The sequence below is a fragment of the Halomonas sp. McD50-4 genome, assembly GCF_022348135.1.
GTDB lineage: Bacteria > Pseudomonadota > Gammaproteobacteria > Pseudomonadales > Halomonadaceae > Vreelandella > Vreelandella piezotolerans.
Genome location: NZ_JAKRFG010000023.1, coordinates 1 through 15,084, shown reverse-complemented (window position 1 = coordinate 15,084; position 15,084 = coordinate 1). Strand labels below are relative to the sequence as shown.

Below are 15,084 nucleotides of genomic sequence, written 5' to 3'. Positions count from 1 at the left end.
GTATTTTGCCCTGCCGGTGGCACTTAGGCAGCAACGGTCGTATTTATGCAGTGTTTCCTTAAAAGAGGCTCGCAGTAGGCTTGCTTCTACTAGAGTTTATTTCAAAATAATTACCTCAATAATTTGAAAGCCTGAGTTAAAGCAAATGAATTTCTCCATAGAAGTTCACGTCGAGCCGGAGCGCTTGCCCCGGCTGGTTTGAAGCTTAGCTGGCCATTGCGGCACATTCTTCAGCGCAGCGATGACAAGATTGAGCACACTCTTGACAATGGGTTGCATCATGTTTTGCACACTCATCACCACACTTTTTACAAATGTCGGCACATAGACGGCAGATCTCGTGCGCAAACTCGCTTTCTTGTGCCATGAATGAAGCGGCTAACCGGCAAATTTGAGCACATTGCATGTTAAGGCGAATACATTCCGCCATCATTTTTACGTCGTCTTCTTTTAGGCACTCAGTTGCACACTTGTCACAATACGCTGCACATACGTGACAAGCTTCAATGCAATTCTCATATTTTCCAAAATCCATCTCGATTCTCCATTTATTAAATCAGATTTTATTCACCATAGCTCTTGCTTGGCATAATAAAGCTAGAACAACCTAAAAGAAAAATCAAGGAAAGGTAATCAGGTAACTACTCACGAAATATAAAGTTAAAAAGGTAGCTGTGCGCTACTTGCCAATAATTTTTAATTATTCAGTTAAGATTCAGGAAGGCCTACTATAGTAAATGTTTTTCAAAAAATACTGCAGCATTCGCTGCGCCTGGAAGTTAGCTCGCCACGAAGCCCCTAATTAAAGTAAGTAGGTGAGAAAACTAAATTAATAATGAGAGGAATCAAGTTCTAAGCTTTATAAAAAATAATCTCCTTTTAGGAGACTAGCTCAGCCTAATAAGCTTCCTAAGGAGTCAGTATGAAAATTAATATCTACTTCTCTGACGGCCTGGCTACCCCAGGGTCGCCAGGGAGGGAAAAAGGTCGACCATGATACTGGAAAGCCGCGTCATGGTACCCGAGACGATGGCGATGCCCATCAGGATCACAACCGTGCCCGCCACGGGGCGAGCATAGGCGCTCCACCTTCCTAGGCTTTGCCGATGCAGAGCGAATCGGTTAATCAGTAAAGTGCTGGCAAGAAAAGGTAGCGCTAGGCCAGCCGAGTAGGCACTGAGATATATCATTCCAGCCTGGGCACTAGCAGCATTGGACGTGGCCATCAAGATGGCGCCCAGGATGGGGCCGATACAGGGCGTCCAGCCGATGGCAAAAGATACCCCGAACACAGTAGCCGAAAGCGGAGAGCCACCCTGGACATTGGGGGTGAACTGAAAGGTACGCTGGAAAAGCGGCAATCGGAACACGCCGGTCATGAAGAGGCCCAGCACGATCACCGCCGAGCCGGCAACCCAGTTGAATTCTTGGCGATACCCTCGCATCAGTTGCCCGATACTACTGGCGCCGAGCCCGAGTAGGATGAACACGATGCTGAAGCCGAAGACGAAGAAGGCACTGAGGGTCAATGCCTCTAACCGCCTGTCGGCTTTACCGGCACTACCGCCTGTGACCACCGACAGGTAGGCCGGTAACAGGGGCAGCGTGCAGGGCGAGAAGAAGGAGACCAATCCGCCGATAAAGGCGCCGACCAAGCCGATGGAAGAGAGAGATTCCAATGTGTTATCGCAACTTAAGTTATGGAGACGGCCAACAAGGGTATTGATACCAATCCCATGGTGCTACCTCCTATCATATCCATTTTAGCGCCGTAAGAATTTTAAGGCTTACAGCTGCTTTAAGGTCAACCTTTATTGACAAATTATTTGTCTCCTATCGAATTGCAAATATTACACATCAAGCTTGACCTTAAAGTTGACTTCAAAGTTATGGTGGCTACTCAATGAATGACATGAGGACATTTCCATGGCGCTACAACTGGGCGAGACAGCACCAAACTTCACGATCGAATCCACGCAAGGCACGGTCAACTTTCACCAATGGCTTGACGACAGCTGGGCGGTGCTGTTCTCGCACCCCGCTGATTTTACGCCAGTATGCACCACAGAACTGGGCGCGTTTGCCAAGCGAAAGAACGAATTCACCCAGCGGGGTGCCAAACTGGTTGGGGTTTCGGTGGATCCCCTCAGCTCTCACCACGACTGGGCGGGGGATATTGAACAGACTCAGGGCACGGCCCTGAACTACCCCTTGCTGGCTGACGAAGATCAGGTGGTAGCGAAGCTTTATGGAATGATCCATCCCAAAGCCGACCCCAAACTGACGGTGCGTACGGTCTTCATCATCGATTCTGACAAGAAAATTCGTCTCACTTTGACGTATCCACCCAGCACAGGACGTAATGTCGACGAGATACTGCGGGTTCTCGATTCGCTTCAGCTAACTGACAAGCACAAAGTGGCCACCCCCGTTGACTGGCAAAATGGTGACGATGTCATCATCTCGCCATCGCTATCGAATGATGACGCTAGGCAACACTTTCCCGAAGGCTGGAACACCAAGACGCCCTACCTTAGGGTCGTGCGCCAACCGGAGCAATAGGAGCCCCGACCGGTAGATTCGTTGAGTCAGGCTGCCAGAAGCTTGGATTAATAATGTCGTGAGGTAACGCTATGCAAACACTAAGTATCGGCGAGCTTGCCGAACGAAGCGGGGTCGCTAGCCAGGCGATTCGATTCTACGAAAAAGAGAGACTTATGCCTCCTCCGAGGAGGACCGATGCCAACTATCGGCGTTACCCACTGGAAGCTGTGGATCGGTTGCAGTTTATCGTCCATGCCAAGCAGTGGGGCTTCACGCTACAAGAGATTCGGGAGCTGTTAATGCTTCAGGATGCTAATGGCGACCGGGCGCAAGCTAAACGCATCGCCAGCGAGAAGCTGCACAAGGTGCGAGAGCAGATCAAACACCTCTCGCGAATTGAAGCCGTATTATCGAAAACACTGGACGAATGTGCAGGCGAAGGGCCTATGCAGGAAGGCTGCCCGATTGTTGAAGCTATCGCAGAGCAGGCTGAATGATCGAGCATTTTCTCGACAGCAAACATGGGAATCAAGCTTGCATATCGGGTCGTCGATAAATTAACAGGAGATCTTCATTATGGCGCAAAACGTCGATATCGAGATTCGTGGTATGTCCTGTGCTTCCTGTGTTGGACGTGTGGAACGTGCACTCAGCCAGCAGCCAGGCGTGATCAACGCTCAAGTGAACCTCGCCACCCAGAAGGCGGCTATCCAGGTCGAAGCAGGTACCACGACCACTAGCCTACTCAACGCCATTGAAACAGCGGGCTATCAACCGGTAGTGGAAAGTCTCGACATTCCCATCACCGGCATGAGTTGTGGATCGTGTGTCTCTCGGATAGAGCGAACGCTAACGAAGCTGCCCGGCATGGTGGAAGTGAGTGTTAACCTTGCTACCCAGAAGGCCTTCGTTCGCTTCCTGCCGGGAGCCGTTTCGTTAACGCGTATTCAGCATGCCATCCGCGAGGCAGGCTATGAACCTCAGGATACCGATACGCCGCCACCAACGGACAGCGAGGACTGGGAGAGAGCCGAGCTTCGCCGCCGAGTCGTGCTCGCGGCAATATTTACGATTCCGGTAGTCATCATCGCCATGGGAAAAATGATTCCCGCTTTTGACACGCTGTTAACGAGTCTAATGCCGCATCGCGGCTGGATGGGCGTCGAGTGGTTATTGGCTACACCGGTGCAGTTTTATGCAGGTGCACGCTTCTATCGTGCCGGCTTCGCCGAACTCCGGCATTTTAATCCAGGCATGAACAGCCTCGTTATGATCGGATCGAGCGCTGCCTATTTTTATTCGGTCGCCGCCCTGCTGGTGCCCACGCTCTTTCCCGTCGGAACCGCCGTGAGCTATTTCGAAGCGGCGGCGGTGATCGTGACGCTAATCCTGCTCGGTCGTTATTTTGAACACATTGCCAAGGGCCGCACCTCCGAGGCGATCAAGAAGCTTCTGCAATTACAGGCGAAAACTGCCCGCGTCATACGCGAGGATGAAACCGTCGAGCTGCCTATCGACGCCGTCGTCACAGGCGATCGTATTTTGGTTCGCCCAGGGGAGCGTGTTCCAGTCGATGGCATCGTCGAGGAGGGTCACTCTTACGTTGATGAGTCGATGATCAGCGGTGAGCCCGTGCCGGTCGCCAAACAGAAGGATTCCGAAGTCGTCGGTGGCACTATCAACAAGAACGGTGCACTTACCTTTCGGGCCACGCGAGTCGGTGCCGACACTGTCTTGTCGCAGATCGTCAAGATGGTGGAAACGGCCCAAGCGGAGAAGCCCCCCATCCAGCAGTTGGCCGACAAGGTTGCTGGTGTATTTGTTCCCGTAGTCATCGCTATCGCCACGATGACCTTTGCACTCTGGTTCGCTTTCGGACCGGCGCCGTCCTTGTCCTTTGCCTTTGTCACTACCGTTAGCGTGCTGCTAATTGCCTGCCCATGTGCGATGGGCCTGGCCACCCCAACGGCCATCATGGTCAGTACCGGGAAAGGGGCCGAGATGGGGGTGCTATTTCGCAAAGGGGCGGCGCTTGAGACGCTGGCCAAGATGAATACGGTGGTGCTGGACAAGACCGGCACTTTGACCCAAGGACGCCCCGAACTGACTGATTTCGAAGCTATTAACGGTCATGAAAACGACGTGCTGCGACTGGTCGCGGCGGTGGAAGCTCAAAGCGAGCACCCCATCGCTGAGGCTATTGTGCAGGGCGCCAAGACCCGTGGGCTGGAATTACCCCCTGTCAGTCGCTTTAGTGCCGAGCCAGGCTACGGCATTGAAGCCGAGGTCGACGGCCACTTGGTACATGTAGGGGCTGATCGTTACATGCGTCGGCTGGAAATCGACCTCGGCCAGGCAGAAACACGCGCCAAGGTGTTGGCCGAGAACGCCAAGAGCCCGCTCTATGCCGCGGTAGACGGTCAGCTTGCTGCAGTCATCGCGGTGGCGGATCCCCTCAAGGAGGGCTCTGCCGACGCTATCGCAGCACTCAAAGCGCAAGGGCTGGAAGTGGCCATGCTCACCGGCGATAACCGTGCCACTGCCGATGCTATCGCCCGACAGGTTGGCATCCAGCAGATTCTCGCTGAGGTACTGCCCGACCAGAAAGCGGCAGAGATCCGGCGTCTCCAGGCGGAGGGCAAGCGCGTCGCTTTTGTGGGGGACGGGATCAATGATGCGCCCGCTTTGGCCCAGGCCGACGTGGGCATTGCGATCGGCACTGGCACCGATATTGCCATCGAGTCCGGCGATGTGGTGCTGATGAGTGGCGATTTGCGAGGCATCGTCAATGCCACGGCGCTCTCCAAGCGTACCCACCGGACCATTATCGGCAATTTCGTTTGGGCCTATGGCTACAACGTAGCGTTGATCCCCGTGGCGGCGGGCGTGCTCTATCCGTTCATCGGCGTATTGCTCAGCCCCATGCTGGCGGCGGCGGCCATGAGCATTTCCAGTGTTTTTGTGCTGACTAACTCGTTGCGGCTACGCCGTTTCACATCGGATACCGGCAATGCCACACCACGTCCAAACGATGCTGTTCATCGCGCCTAAACCAAACAATGTCGTGTTAACGAGGAATTCAAAATGATGGGAAGTGAAAGCTGCATGTGGGGTATGGCAGGGATGGGCCTAATAGCGATCTTGTTGATTATTGCGCTGGGGCTTGGTGTTGCTGCGCTCATCAAATACCTGTTTTTTAATAAGAAGTGATGAAGCTGGCAACCGAATACAATCGTCCCCCTTGGGTAGATCAGAAACTAATAAAGAGAGCATCCATGAGATATATCCTACCTATCACTTATTGCCTAGCTGCTGCAGGTCTGTTAGGTCTTATAACGTTGCCTGCGTTGGCGCAGGAAGCAAGTACTGATGCCACTGAGAGTCGTCAGGCCAGCAGTGCCACGAATACTGAGTCTCCCTTGCCCAAATCGATTACCGCATTGGTGGATCAAGGGTTCACCTTCCATGGCAGCTTCGAAGCGCCTGACGGTCTCCAAGGCTATGCCTTGTCTTATGATAATGAGCCTATGGCAGCTTATATCTCCTCCTCTTCCGACTACGCCGTCATTGGTACGTTAATCGACCCGCAGGGCAATGCCGTTATGGAAAGCCAGCTTCAGGCTCTGGTGCTGGACCCCATGCTGGAAGCTACCTGGAGTGCGTTTGAAAACACTCGTTTTATCTCGGAGGGGAATGATGATGCTTCGCATATTGTGTACACACTAACAGACCCCAACTGCCCCTACTGCAATGCACTCTGGAAAAATTCGCGCCCGCTCATTGAGCAAGGCGTGTTACAGCTTCGTCACGTGCTGGTCGGTGTGCTATCAGAGGACAGTCTTCGCAAAGCTGCTGCAATCCTTGAATCCGACAATCCGGCCAGTGCTCTCGAAACTCATGAACTGGAATTTCGCAATGGCGGCATAAGGCCGGTGGAGCCGTCGGAGGAGAGTCAAGCGCTTCTTAGAAATCACGCCCAGATCATGCGTGAGGCCGGTGCTACGGGAACGCCAACCAGCTACTACCGTGATGAAGCCGGGAAAGTTCAGCGTATCAATGGCGCAGTGTCGACCGACCAGTTTCGCGAAATATTGGGCGTTGAATGATACACCATAACGGTACAGGGCTGAGATGCGAGTCTCCCCAATCACGACCACTGAGATGCACATGGCAACCAAGCTTAGCGTAAAGCAAACGCTCTTTTTGGGGCTCACTCTATTGATGGGCTTGGCGGCCCTTTATTGGATTCTGATGGAGACCGGCGCCTTGTCGGTCTTGACCGACAAGCAGGCCTTGCGTGAGTGGCTTGATAGGCTGGGCGTCTGGGGGCCGTTGGCCATCATCTTTATGATGATGGCGGCCATTGTCATGAGCCCGATTCCCAGTGGCCCAATTGCGATGGTGGCTGGTGCGCTTTACGGCCCAGTTTGGGGGACGATCTATGTCGTTATCGGTGCCGAAGCCGGTGCTCTGCTCGCTTTCTGCATTGCTCGTTTGCTCGGCTATGAAGTGATGCAACGCTGGCCGCGTACGCGGCCCATCCTCAACTGGCTGGGAAAGGAGCGCTCTCAGACAGGCTTGATGCTCATCGTTTTTGCATCCCGATTGGTGCCCTTCCTTTCGTTTGATGCCGTCAGCTATGCGGCAGGTATCACCCCCCTGTCTTTCTGGCGCTTTTTGATCGCCACACTGGCCGGCGTGATCCCCACGGCGTATCTAATCGTCATGTTCGGCGAAGTGCTGATTACGGCCGACTCCCGTGGCCTCACAATCGCGCTGATTCTCATCAGTGGCATTACATTGCTGCCTCTGCTGGCGAAACGCTTATGGGCTCGACAGCCATGACCGATAGCAACCGAGTGCTCTAAATCAACTTTCGTAAGCATTAACAATGCTCAGCAGGCACTTACCCGCTACTACCTGTGAGACGTACACGTGAAATTTCGGACATTGCTATTTTTACCCCTATTGGGCTTTTTTGGTTTGAGCTTTTTCTTTTATCAGGGCTTATCAATGGATCCTAGCGCCAGAGATTCACCCTTGTTAGCTCAGCCGTTTCCGCCATTCAGCCTGACAACGCTGGAAGACCCCTCAAGGCTCGTTGATGAATCTCTTTTTAAAGGAAAGGTGACATTAGTCAATGTGTGGGGAGAGTGGTGTCCGACTTGCAAACATGAAATGCCGCAGTTATTGGATTTAGCCGCGCGAGGCGTCCGCTTGGTTGGCATCAACTACAAGGATACCCAGGCAAAGGGGCTCGAGTTTCTTGACGAGTTCGGGAACCCTTTTGAAGTCAACATCTTTGATCCAGAGGGTAACCTAGGTTTTGAGCTAGGTGTGTATGGCGCCCCAGAAAGCTATCTGGTCGATACCGAAGGCACTATTCGTTACAAACATACAGGTTACATAACGTCTGAAGATGTTGAGCGAGTCATCCAAGAAGTCGAGAAGTGGAAACGATAAAACGGTTATGAAAACGCATTATTTTTTTATTAATGACTCCATCTGTAACGCTAAGTTAAGGAAGGTATATGTTGCAATACCCTCAAATTGATCCGATCGCCATCGCCATAGGCCCTCTTCAGATCCACTGGTATGGCTTAATGTATGTCATCGGGCTAGTCGCTGCTTGGTGGTTGGGTCGGCATCGAGCCCACCGACTCGGCCTAAGCCACGATGATATGGGCGACCTGATCTTCTACGGCGCCATCGGCATCATCGTTGGCGGCCGTCTTGGCTATGCGCTGTTTTACGGGCTCGAACAACTGCAAGCAAACCCCCTTTGGTTACTAAAAATCTGGGAAGGAGGCATGAGCTTTCATGGCGGCCTTGCCGGTGTGTTAGTGGCTGCCTGGCTGTTTGCTCGCAAACATCAACTGGCTTTTATTCAACTGACCGACTTCATTGCTCCGTTAGTCCCCATCGGCCTGGGAGCGGGTCGCCTCGGGAACTTCATCAATCACGAGTTACCGGGGAGAGTTAGTGATGTACCTTGGGCAATGGTGTTTCCATCCATGATGGAGCTGGGCCCAGAGCCACGGCATCCTTCGGCTCTCTACGAGTTTGCCCTTGAAGGTGTCGTGTTGTTTGCCGTGCTGTGGTGGCTATCGCGCCGACCACGTCAGCGGGGCCTCATCTCTGGGCTGTTCCTGCTTCTGTATGGAGCCTTCCGTTTCATCGTAGAGTTCGTGCGCCTCCCCGACCCTCAGTTGGGATTCATCGCTTTTGGCTGGTTAACCATGGGGCAGCTACTGACACTACCAATGATCGTCGCGGGCTTTGCTCTGGTCGCTTGGTCCAGAGGTCAGCCAATGGATAAGCCAAAGGCGGCGTTAAACTCATGAAACAAGTCTTCGCTTTTCTAACGGTGGCACTCTTTATAGTCACCCCGGTAGCGGCACGTGAAGAGATGTTTGAGGTTGGTGACAAAAGTTCCCCCTTTAACCGTTCGCCCCAACGTGACTTTCTACCGGCTAAAGAAGCCTTCCGAACCACCGCCTGGCGAGACGATGATCGAGTTTATATCGGCTTCACCGCCGCCGAAAATTACTACCTTCACCGGCATCAGTTCGCGATTGAGAGTCTCTCTCAAGATGTCAATTTCGGTGAGTTGGCTTTGCCTCCTGGCGAGCCAATGTCGCACGCGTCTTTAGGGAACATTAACGTTTTCTACGATCAGGTGTTGGTGAGTGCGCCCATCGAGGCGAGCGACACCGTTACCGGGCCGCTGGCCATCATGGTGACCTTTCAGGGCTGTTCCGACCAAGGACTCTGCTATCCACCCGAACAGGTCGAACTCGTATCACCGTACGGTTCGCCTCCGGCGGCCTTCACCATCAGCCCCTCCCGTGATACGGCGGGTAGCTCCAAAGGTGCCCCTTAAATGAATCCCGCCGACATGAGCCTGCCGCCGCTGGCGGCGGCCTTCGTCTTCGGCTTGCTGGGAGGCGCGCACTGTATCGGCATGTGTGGCGGCATCATGAGTGCCCTGACCTTTGCTGTGCCCCCCAGCATGCGACAGCCGAGGCGTTTAGCAGGTCTGTTGCTCGGCTATAATTTAGGTCGTATCAGCAGCTACATGATCGCTGGTGCCTTGGTGGCCCTGCTCGGTTCCGTGCTCAACCATGCACTGGACAGCTTCGCCCTGGTGTTGCGTATCCTGGCGGCGGTCATGTTGATACTAATGACACTGTATATCGCCAACTGGTGGAAGGGCTTGCTACGTATCGAGGCACTAGGGCGCGTTCTGTGGCGCCGCATCGAACCAATAGGACGTCGCTTGATGCCTGTTGTAAAAGTGCCCCAAGCGTTCGCACTTGGCTCGCTATGGGGCTGGATGCCTTGTGGGCTAATCTATTCGATGCTGGCCTGGAGTCTGGCCGTAGCCGAGCCATTGCGTGCCGCCGCGATGATGGGGGCCTTTGGGCTCGGCACCTTGCCTGCCGTCCTAGCGACCGGAGTGGCAGCGCGCCGTGTCTCAATATGGATACGTAGCCCCGCGACTCGTACGCTAGCAGCGCTGCTGATTATTACGTTTGCCGTCTGGTAACTCTGGCATCTGCAATCCATGTTAGGGATGGTGGATACGCACAGTGCCATGACTTCGCAGCATCACTAATGATTACTTCCCGAATCATTAGCCTCGAAAACTAATTTACCTGTCCCAAGCGATTCGATTAGTTCCTTCAGCCTGAAGCTTTCAGTCATCTTGTCTTGGTTCATGTTATCTAACCATCGCGCTATCACCTGGAGTTCTTGGGTCCGCAAGTGAAGACGTCGCCTTTGAGTGGCGAGTGGTACTGGTTCATTAAACTCTACGGTGCCTTGATCCGCCCAAGATAATATTTGTTTGATCTCTGGAAGACTAACGCCCAGCGAACGCAGGCAGTCGATAAAACGTAGGCGCCCCAAGGACTCTATATCGTAGAGTTGATAACCGTTGCGCGGGTCGCGGTGCGGTTGCAACAACCCTTCCCTTGTATAGTGACGTACCGTTTCTGCCGTTACCCCTCCCGTCTGAGCCAGCTCGGAGACTCGCATTGGCTTACCCTCATTTGTTTACTCGTAGCCAGCTTACAACCGCCAGGCTGCCCAAAGGTCAAGTCTTCAGCTGAGCGCTCATGACAAACATTTAGGTTGTATAACGAAATTTAAAATGAGGCCTTGACCTTAAAGTCTGCTTTAAGGATATCTTAAAAAAGCACTCCTGCCACAGGATAAAAAACCGTAATCAAGTCCTACCACCAGCGCGTTTGGCAGAGTGACTCACATACAGAGGAGAGTGTCATGCGTAAACGTAATACTGCGATCCTGTTTACTGCCATTGTTGCTGCCAGCAGCTTCGGAGCTAGCTCGCTTTTTGCCCAAGAAGAGAATCAACAGAAGCCGATGGAGGGCAACGCCATGCATAGCAATATGATGCAAGCAGGGGGTATGCACGACATGATGGGCGATATGAAGTCCATGATGGAAAAATGTAACGCCATGATGGAAAACATGCAGCATGAGAACGACGACGCTTAAAGCGGCTCGGATAGGTTGCTTGTACGCAAGCAACCTTTTCACTTATGCGGGTAGCGTCGCTTAGACCTTCCTCACTGTTATCTCACCGGACACTCAACATATGAAACATTGGAAAGCGCTAGCCGTTACGTCTTTACTGGCTTTTCCCGTATCGGGATTGGCGGCTGATATATCAGCGACCCTCTACAAAAATCCCAATTGCGGGTGTTGTGCCGAATATGCCAAGTATTTGGAACAAAACGGCTTCGACGTGGAGACGGTCGACACCCATGACCTCGTTGAAATGAAAGCCGAGTATAACGTCCCTGAAGAACTGCATGGCTGCCATACCACGGTCGTAGAAGACTATCTCTTCGAAGGGCATGTGCCTGTTGAGAGCGTGACCCAAGTGCTTGATGCAAAGCCCTCTATCATAGGGCTGAGTGTGCCGGGAATGCCGCTTGGTTCACCGGGCATGTCGGGAGAAAAACGCGGCCCGCTGGAGGTCTATGTCATAGCCTCGCAACCGACCGATAGCCCCGACATTTACGCGACTCACTAAGGGGTAGTGTGGCGATGAAACTACCCATCCTGGCAGGACATCTCGTAGCCGTATTTCTGATGACGGCCACCTCCCTTGCCATGGCCGCCCCGTCAGAAAGCTCAGGGCCACAAGGGTTTCTTCTCTGGGCCACCCCCAACGACGTGGCACAAATCAGTTTCGAGGATAGTGGCGGTACCCCTTTAACACTGGCTGACTTTGAAGGGAAACTGATTCTACTCAACATCTGGTCAACATGGTGTGGGCCTTGCCGAGAGGAAATGCCCACTTTAGATGCCCTGCAAGCTGAGCTTGGCAGCGATGACTTTGAAGTGGTCGCCTTATCGATCGACCGTAAGGGGGTCGAGATTGTTAATGAATTTTATCAAGAGATAGGCATTGAACATCTGGCTCCCTATATAGATAAAACCGGGATGGCCAGTGCAGATCTTGGGGCCGTAGGTATTCCCACGACGCTGCTACTTGACCGCCAAGGCAAAGAAATTGGGCGCCTCGTGGGGGAAGCCGAGTGGAACACTCAAGACATGATCGACTTTCTTGCCGAAATGATTGCAACCAGATAATGAGGTAGCACCATGAGTTGTTGTGACGACAAAACCCAACAGAACAAACAAAAATCGGGGCTACAAGGCCTGTTGACAGGGCCACGCGGCCTGATGTTGCTGGGTGGCGTGGCAGTGGCTGGCGGCCTTGCTTTTGGCTGGGATAACCTGGTTTTGCTGGGCATCGCGCCTATACTATTGAGCCTATTGCCATGTCTCATTATGTGCGGATTAGGCCTATGCATGATGAAGTGCAAAGACAAAAAAGGTGAAGCGACCGAGCAAAGCGACGCTAACAATGTTCAGGCTCGGGTAGAAGACGCTTCAGAAGTGAATGCTGGCACAGCGTCCACCACTCGCCAAATAGTAGATCAAAACGAGTCAATCAAGCATTCCTCATCAAATTTCCAAGCCTAGCCATGGGTAAAGGGTAATGCTTGAAGTAGCCAATATAGGACTGGTCACTGCCTTTCTGGCAGGCCTGATCTCGTTCATTTCACCCTGTGTTTTGCCACTTGTGCCTGGCTATCTTTCTTTCATGACCGGCCGCTCGCTCGGACAATTACAGAAGGCGGATAGACGAGAGCGACTCCGGGTGTTAACCCAGTCGATATGGTTCGTGCTCGGTTTTTCAACCGTTTTTTTGTTGCTGGGAGCCAGCTCCACCGCCATTGGTCGTCTGCTATTGGTGTATCGCCAAGAAGCAAACCTAGTCGGTGGCCTTATCGTTATACTGTTTGGTGCCTTCATGACCGGGCTCATGCCATGGCGCTGGTTTCATCAAGAATGGCGGTTTATGGGTCGACTGAAGGACGTCGGCGGAAGCCGCAGTGCGGCTTATCTGCTTGGTTTAGCGTTTGCATTTGGCTGGACCCCCTGCATTGGCCCGATTCTGGGTGCCATTCTTACCGTCAGCGCTTCCACGGCCAACGCCTGGAGCGGCATGGCGTTGCTCGGCGTTTATTCTTTGGGTCTGGGTGTGCCCTTCATGCTGAGTGCCCTTTCACTTGATCGCTTCATAAAGCACCAGAAATTCCTGCGTCGCTGGGGGCATTTCATACATATAGCGGCTGGGTTGATCATGATCCTGATGGGTAGCTTAATGATCACAGGCAAACTATCCGAGCTGTCATATTGGTTATTGCGTACTTTCCCTGCCCTAGGTGTTATCGGCTAATCGTTATTTAAGGAAATATTGAAATGCACATGATCGTGAGTCGTTTTTTACGTGTCTTCTTACTGACAGGCTTGGCCGCAGTCAGCTTTGGCAGCGCCATTACGGCCTTGGCAACTGAAGAAGGGTTGCTTGCACTGCAATATGACGTAACAGGCAAACGACTGTTTAAAATTGAGGCTAACCAACTATTCCAGCGTGCCGATGAAGGCATGACCTGGAATGCGATTCCCTTGCCCGAAGACGTGAATGAAGGCCAGTTGCGCGCGGTATCGGTCCCCTCCACTGATCCGCAAGCGCTCTATATCGCAGGCCCCTCAATCGGGGTGCAGCGTAGCACCGACAATGGAGAAACCTGGCAAGAGCTTAGCGCTAACCTACCTAGCCGAGAGGTTACTGCGCTAGCTGTACATCGCCGTCAGAACGAAACACTTTATGCGGTAATTGAAGAAGACGGCATCTACCAAAGCGAGGATGCTGGCACCACCTGGAAAAAAATGGACAGTGGTCCTTCACAAAAGATTAACCGACTCGTCCACTCTGACATGGAAGGCAGCATGCAGACCGGCTGGCTCTACGGGGTATCGGACGATGCGGTGCGTCTATCGATGGACTGCTTTTGCGGTTGGAGACCGACCGGAGCACTTGATGCTGGCAGCGTCTATGATGTGGCTTATAGCCTTGGCAACCCAAAGCGAGTCTATGTGGTTACACAGCAAGGACTATGGCGTAGTGAAACGGGTGGTCAAGAGTGGCAACAAGTAGCTGGTGACGGCACAGAGCTCGTTGCACTCACACTCTCCGCCAAAGACACTCTCTATGGTTTAAACCAGAAAGGGGAACTTCTACACAGTGAAGACGAAGGCCAATCCTGGACTTATCCCGATGCGTAAGCACTGTTTTTTCACTGCCTCATGGCTGACGCTAATGGTTGTGGGGCACGCCATGGCTGAGGACCGTCCTTTTTCAAGCGATACTCCTCAGCTGGAAGACGGAAAAAGAGTTTACCGACAATACTGTGCTAGTTGCCACGGTACACAAGGTGAAGGCATGCCCAACTGGGAAGAGCAAAATGCTCTAGGCGAGTTACCTGCTCCACCACATGGGCCAGAGGGCCATACCTGGAAACACTCTGATGCCATGCTCTACCGAATTATTGCCGAGGGTTGGCGCGACCCCTGGAATAAAACCGATAGGCTAACGATGCCAGCGTATCAGGAAGTTTTGGCTCCCAGCGAGATACGAGATGTGGTGAATTATCTCAAGACATTATGGACACAAGAGCAAAGGCGTCACCAAGCAGACGAAAGTATTGAGAACCCCTTTCCAATACAAACTGGAATACCCCCAGAGTAAATAATAGTGTCTATGCCCTATAACAAATTTTCTTAGTCACCTTATGGGTCACCACACTGTTAGCTACCGTCTCAACCGCCCACTTGTGTTATTAAGTAGAAAACAACCTCTTGGTCCTTTTAACTCCGACAAACCTGCTCCCGGCGAATGCTAGCCCTTACTTAGAAAACCAACTTCGCATTGTCAGCGAATAAATATACACTTTAGCGAATCTCAAATGTTTATGTTGAGACATGGAAGTTAACAAATTTCATATAAAATAAACTTATTACCTAACTGTAGGGTCCCGGATGATCAAATCGCCTATAGAAGTTATCCTCTGCTAGCAGCGAGGGAGCTTCTTCAGCAATTCATCCGGGAGCAAGTTCATGGACATCAAGCTGCATAAACAAGCGACCACGACA

Annotated in this window: 20 protein-coding genes; 17 read left to right on the top strand and 3 right to left on the bottom strand. The window is 52.5% G+C overall.

Features of this window, described 5'->3' with window-relative positions:
* Window positions 1-205: 205 nt before the first annotated feature.
* Both MHM85_RS17925 and MHM85_RS17920 read right to left on the bottom strand, forming a co-directional pair.
* Window positions 206-367 carry a four-helix bundle copper-binding protein gene (locus MHM85_RS17925; RefSeq protein ID WP_231125689.1) on the bottom strand — a complete coding sequence of 54 codons (162 nt, stop codon included), beginning with the start codon at window positions 365-367 and terminating at the stop codon, window positions 206-208.
* A gap of 589 nt (window positions 368-956) precedes the next feature.
* On the bottom strand, window positions 957-1,679 hold the full coding sequence (locus tag MHM85_RS17920; RefSeq protein ID WP_022522193.1) for a cytochrome c biogenesis protein CcdA: 723 nt from the start codon (window positions 1,677-1,679) through the stop codon (window positions 957-959).
* 247 nt (window positions 1,680-1,926) lie between these two features.
* On the opposite strand from MHM85_RS17920, the gene MHM85_RS17915 reads away from it, so the two are divergent.
* The 10 genes from MHM85_RS17915 (at window position 1,927) to MHM85_RS17875 (ending at window position 10,093) form a co-directional block, all read left to right on the top strand.
* A complete protein-coding gene (locus MHM85_RS17915; RefSeq protein WP_008958491.1) occupies window positions 1,927-2,562 on the top strand; it encodes a peroxiredoxin in 636 nt (211 codons plus the stop codon).
* Window positions 2,563-2,633: 71 nt separating this feature from the next.
* Window positions 2,634-3,041: a heavy metal-responsive transcriptional regulator gene (locus tag MHM85_RS17910; RefSeq protein WP_239286562.1), complete on the top strand. Its 408-nt coding sequence runs from the start codon at window positions 2,634-2,636 to the stop codon at window positions 3,039-3,041.
* A 79-nt stretch (window positions 3,042-3,120) separates the two neighbouring features.
* Window positions 3,121-5,595 (top strand): heavy metal translocating P-type ATPase, encoded by a 2,475-nt coding sequence (locus MHM85_RS17905; RefSeq protein ID WP_239286561.1) that lies wholly within the window; start codon window positions 3,121-3,123, stop codon window positions 5,593-5,595.
* Between the two features lie 33 nt (window positions 5,596-5,628).
* Window positions 5,629-5,754, top strand: coding sequence for a hypothetical protein (locus tag MHM85_RS18455; protein WP_258955997.1), 126 nt, complete (start codon window positions 5,629-5,631; stop codon window positions 5,752-5,754).
* 65 nt (window positions 5,755-5,819) lie between these two features.
* Window positions 5,820-6,650 carry a thiol:disulfide interchange protein DsbG gene (dsbG, locus tag MHM85_RS17900; protein ID WP_022522190.1) on the top strand — a complete coding sequence of 277 codons (831 nt, stop codon included), beginning with the start codon at window positions 5,820-5,822 and terminating at the stop codon, window positions 6,648-6,650.
* Between the two features lie 61 nt (window positions 6,651-6,711).
* Window positions 6,712-7,389: a TVP38/TMEM64 family protein gene (locus MHM85_RS17895; protein WP_053856992.1), complete on the top strand. Its 678-nt coding sequence runs from the start codon at window positions 6,712-6,714 to the stop codon at window positions 7,387-7,389.
* 90 nt (window positions 7,390-7,479) lie between these two features.
* Window positions 7,480-8,007: a DsbE family thiol:disulfide interchange protein gene (locus MHM85_RS17890; RefSeq protein ID WP_053856991.1), complete on the top strand. Its 528-nt coding sequence runs from the start codon at window positions 7,480-7,482 to the stop codon at window positions 8,005-8,007.
* 68 nt (window positions 8,008-8,075) lie between these two features.
* Window positions 8,076-8,888, top strand: coding sequence for a prolipoprotein diacylglyceryl transferase (gene lgt, locus MHM85_RS17885; protein ID WP_172514842.1), 813 nt, complete (start codon window positions 8,076-8,078; stop codon window positions 8,886-8,888).
* Window positions 8,885-9,427 (top strand): protein-disulfide reductase DsbD N-terminal domain-containing protein, encoded by a 543-nt coding sequence (locus tag MHM85_RS17880; protein WP_009288241.1) that lies wholly within the window; start codon window positions 8,885-8,887, stop codon window positions 9,425-9,427. Before lgt ends, MHM85_RS17880 begins: the two co-directional genes overlap by 4 nt.
* Window positions 9,428-10,093, top strand: coding sequence for a sulfite exporter TauE/SafE family protein (locus MHM85_RS17875; RefSeq protein WP_239286560.1), 666 nt, complete (start codon window positions 9,428-9,430; stop codon window positions 10,091-10,093).
* A gap of 65 nt (window positions 10,094-10,158) precedes the next feature.
* Here the strand turns inward: MHM85_RS17875 and MHM85_RS17870 are convergent, their stop codons facing one another.
* Window positions 10,159-10,584: a MerR family transcriptional regulator gene (locus tag MHM85_RS17870; RefSeq protein WP_153844197.1), complete on the bottom strand. Its 426-nt coding sequence runs from the start codon at window positions 10,582-10,584 to the stop codon at window positions 10,159-10,161.
* Window positions 10,585-10,830: 246 nt separating this feature from the next.
* Here MHM85_RS17870 and MHM85_RS17865 point away from each other — a divergent pair, with 246 nt between their 5' ends.
* From MHM85_RS17865 to MHM85_RS17835, 7 genes are all read left to right on the top strand, one after another.
* Window positions 10,831-11,067: a hypothetical protein gene (locus MHM85_RS17865; RefSeq protein WP_062363006.1), complete on the top strand. Its 237-nt coding sequence runs from the start codon at window positions 10,831-10,833 to the stop codon at window positions 11,065-11,067.
* Window positions 11,068-11,167: 100 nt separating this feature from the next.
* Entirely contained in the window at window positions 11,168-11,608 is a 441-nt protein-coding gene (locus MHM85_RS17860) for a DUF411 domain-containing protein (RefSeq protein ID WP_082051507.1), read from the top strand.
* A 14-nt stretch (window positions 11,609-11,622) separates the two neighbouring features.
* On the top strand, window positions 11,623-12,171 hold the full coding sequence (locus MHM85_RS17855) for a TlpA disulfide reductase family protein (protein ID WP_239286559.1): 549 nt from the start codon (window positions 11,623-11,625) through the stop codon (window positions 12,169-12,171).
* Window positions 12,172-12,183: 12 nt separating this feature from the next.
* Complete coding sequence (locus MHM85_RS17850; protein ID WP_044630814.1) at window positions 12,184-12,567, top strand: hypothetical protein; 384 nt, start codon at window positions 12,184-12,186, stop codon at window positions 12,565-12,567.
* A 16-nt stretch (window positions 12,568-12,583) separates the two neighbouring features.
* Window positions 12,584-13,327 carry a cytochrome c biogenesis protein CcdA gene (locus tag MHM85_RS17845; protein ID WP_044630813.1) on the top strand — a complete coding sequence of 248 codons (744 nt, stop codon included), beginning with the start codon at window positions 12,584-12,586 and terminating at the stop codon, window positions 13,325-13,327.
* Window positions 13,328-13,350: 23 nt separating this feature from the next.
* The gene (locus MHM85_RS17840) at window positions 13,351-14,217 is read left to right on the top strand and encodes a YCF48-related protein (RefSeq protein WP_008958473.1); all 867 of its coding nucleotides are present in this window, start codon (window positions 13,351-13,353) and stop codon (window positions 14,215-14,217) included.
* 52 nt (window positions 14,218-14,269) lie between these two features.
* The gene (locus MHM85_RS17835) at window positions 14,270-14,680 is read left to right on the top strand and encodes a cytochrome c (RefSeq protein ID WP_231125686.1); all 411 of its coding nucleotides are present in this window, start codon (window positions 14,270-14,272) and stop codon (window positions 14,678-14,680) included.
* The last annotated feature ends 404 nt before the right edge of the window (window positions 14,681-15,084 follow it).

Coding starts and splice junctions, on each gene's coding strand:
- MHM85_RS17925 (WP_231125689.1), bottom strand. CDS start 367: ATGGCACAAGAAAGCGAGTTTGCGCACGAGATCTGCCGTCTATGTGCC.
- MHM85_RS17915 (WP_008958491.1), top strand. CDS start 1,927: ATGGCGCTACAACTGGGCGAGACAGCACCAAACTTCACGATCGAATCC.
- MHM85_RS17910 (WP_239286562.1), top strand. CDS start 2,634: ATGCAAACACTAAGTATCGGCGAGCTTGCCGAACGAAGCGGGGTCGCT.
- MHM85_RS17905 (WP_239286561.1), top strand. CDS start 3,121: ATGGCGCAAAACGTCGATATCGAGATTCGTGGTATGTCCTGTGCTTCC.
- MHM85_RS18455 (WP_258955997.1), top strand. CDS start 5,629: ATGATGGGAAGTGAAAGCTGCATGTGGGGTATGGCAGGGATGGGCCTA.
- dsbG (WP_022522190.1), top strand. CDS start 5,820: ATGAGATATATCCTACCTATCACTTATTGCCTAGCTGCTGCAGGTCTG.
- MHM85_RS17895 (WP_053856992.1), top strand. CDS start 6,712: ATGGCAACCAAGCTTAGCGTAAAGCAAACGCTCTTTTTGGGGCTCACT.
- lgt (WP_172514842.1), top strand. CDS start 8,076: ATGTTGCAATACCCTCAAATTGATCCGATCGCCATCGCCATAGGCCCT.
- MHM85_RS17880 (WP_009288241.1), top strand. CDS start 8,885: ATGAAACAAGTCTTCGCTTTTCTAACGGTGGCACTCTTTATAGTCACC.
- MHM85_RS17875 (WP_239286560.1), top strand. CDS start 9,428: ATGAATCCCGCCGACATGAGCCTGCCGCCGCTGGCGGCGGCCTTCGTC.
- MHM85_RS17870 (WP_153844197.1), bottom strand. CDS start 10,584: ATGCGAGTCTCCGAGCTGGCTCAGACGGGAGGGGTAACGGCAGAAACG.
- MHM85_RS17865 (WP_062363006.1), top strand. CDS start 10,831: ATGCGTAAACGTAATACTGCGATCCTGTTTACTGCCATTGTTGCTGCC.
- MHM85_RS17860 (WP_082051507.1), top strand. CDS start 11,168: ATGAAACATTGGAAAGCGCTAGCCGTTACGTCTTTACTGGCTTTTCCC.
- MHM85_RS17855 (WP_239286559.1), top strand. CDS start 11,623: ATGAAACTACCCATCCTGGCAGGACATCTCGTAGCCGTATTTCTGATG.
- MHM85_RS17850 (WP_044630814.1), top strand. CDS start 12,184: ATGAGTTGTTGTGACGACAAAACCCAACAGAACAAACAAAAATCGGGG.
- MHM85_RS17845 (WP_044630813.1), top strand. CDS start 12,584: ATGCTTGAAGTAGCCAATATAGGACTGGTCACTGCCTTTCTGGCAGGC.
- MHM85_RS17840 (WP_008958473.1), top strand. CDS start 13,351: ATGCACATGATCGTGAGTCGTTTTTTACGTGTCTTCTTACTGACAGGC.
- MHM85_RS17835 (WP_231125686.1), top strand. CDS start 14,270: ATGGCTGAGGACCGTCCTTTTTCAAGCGATACTCCTCAGCTGGAAGAC.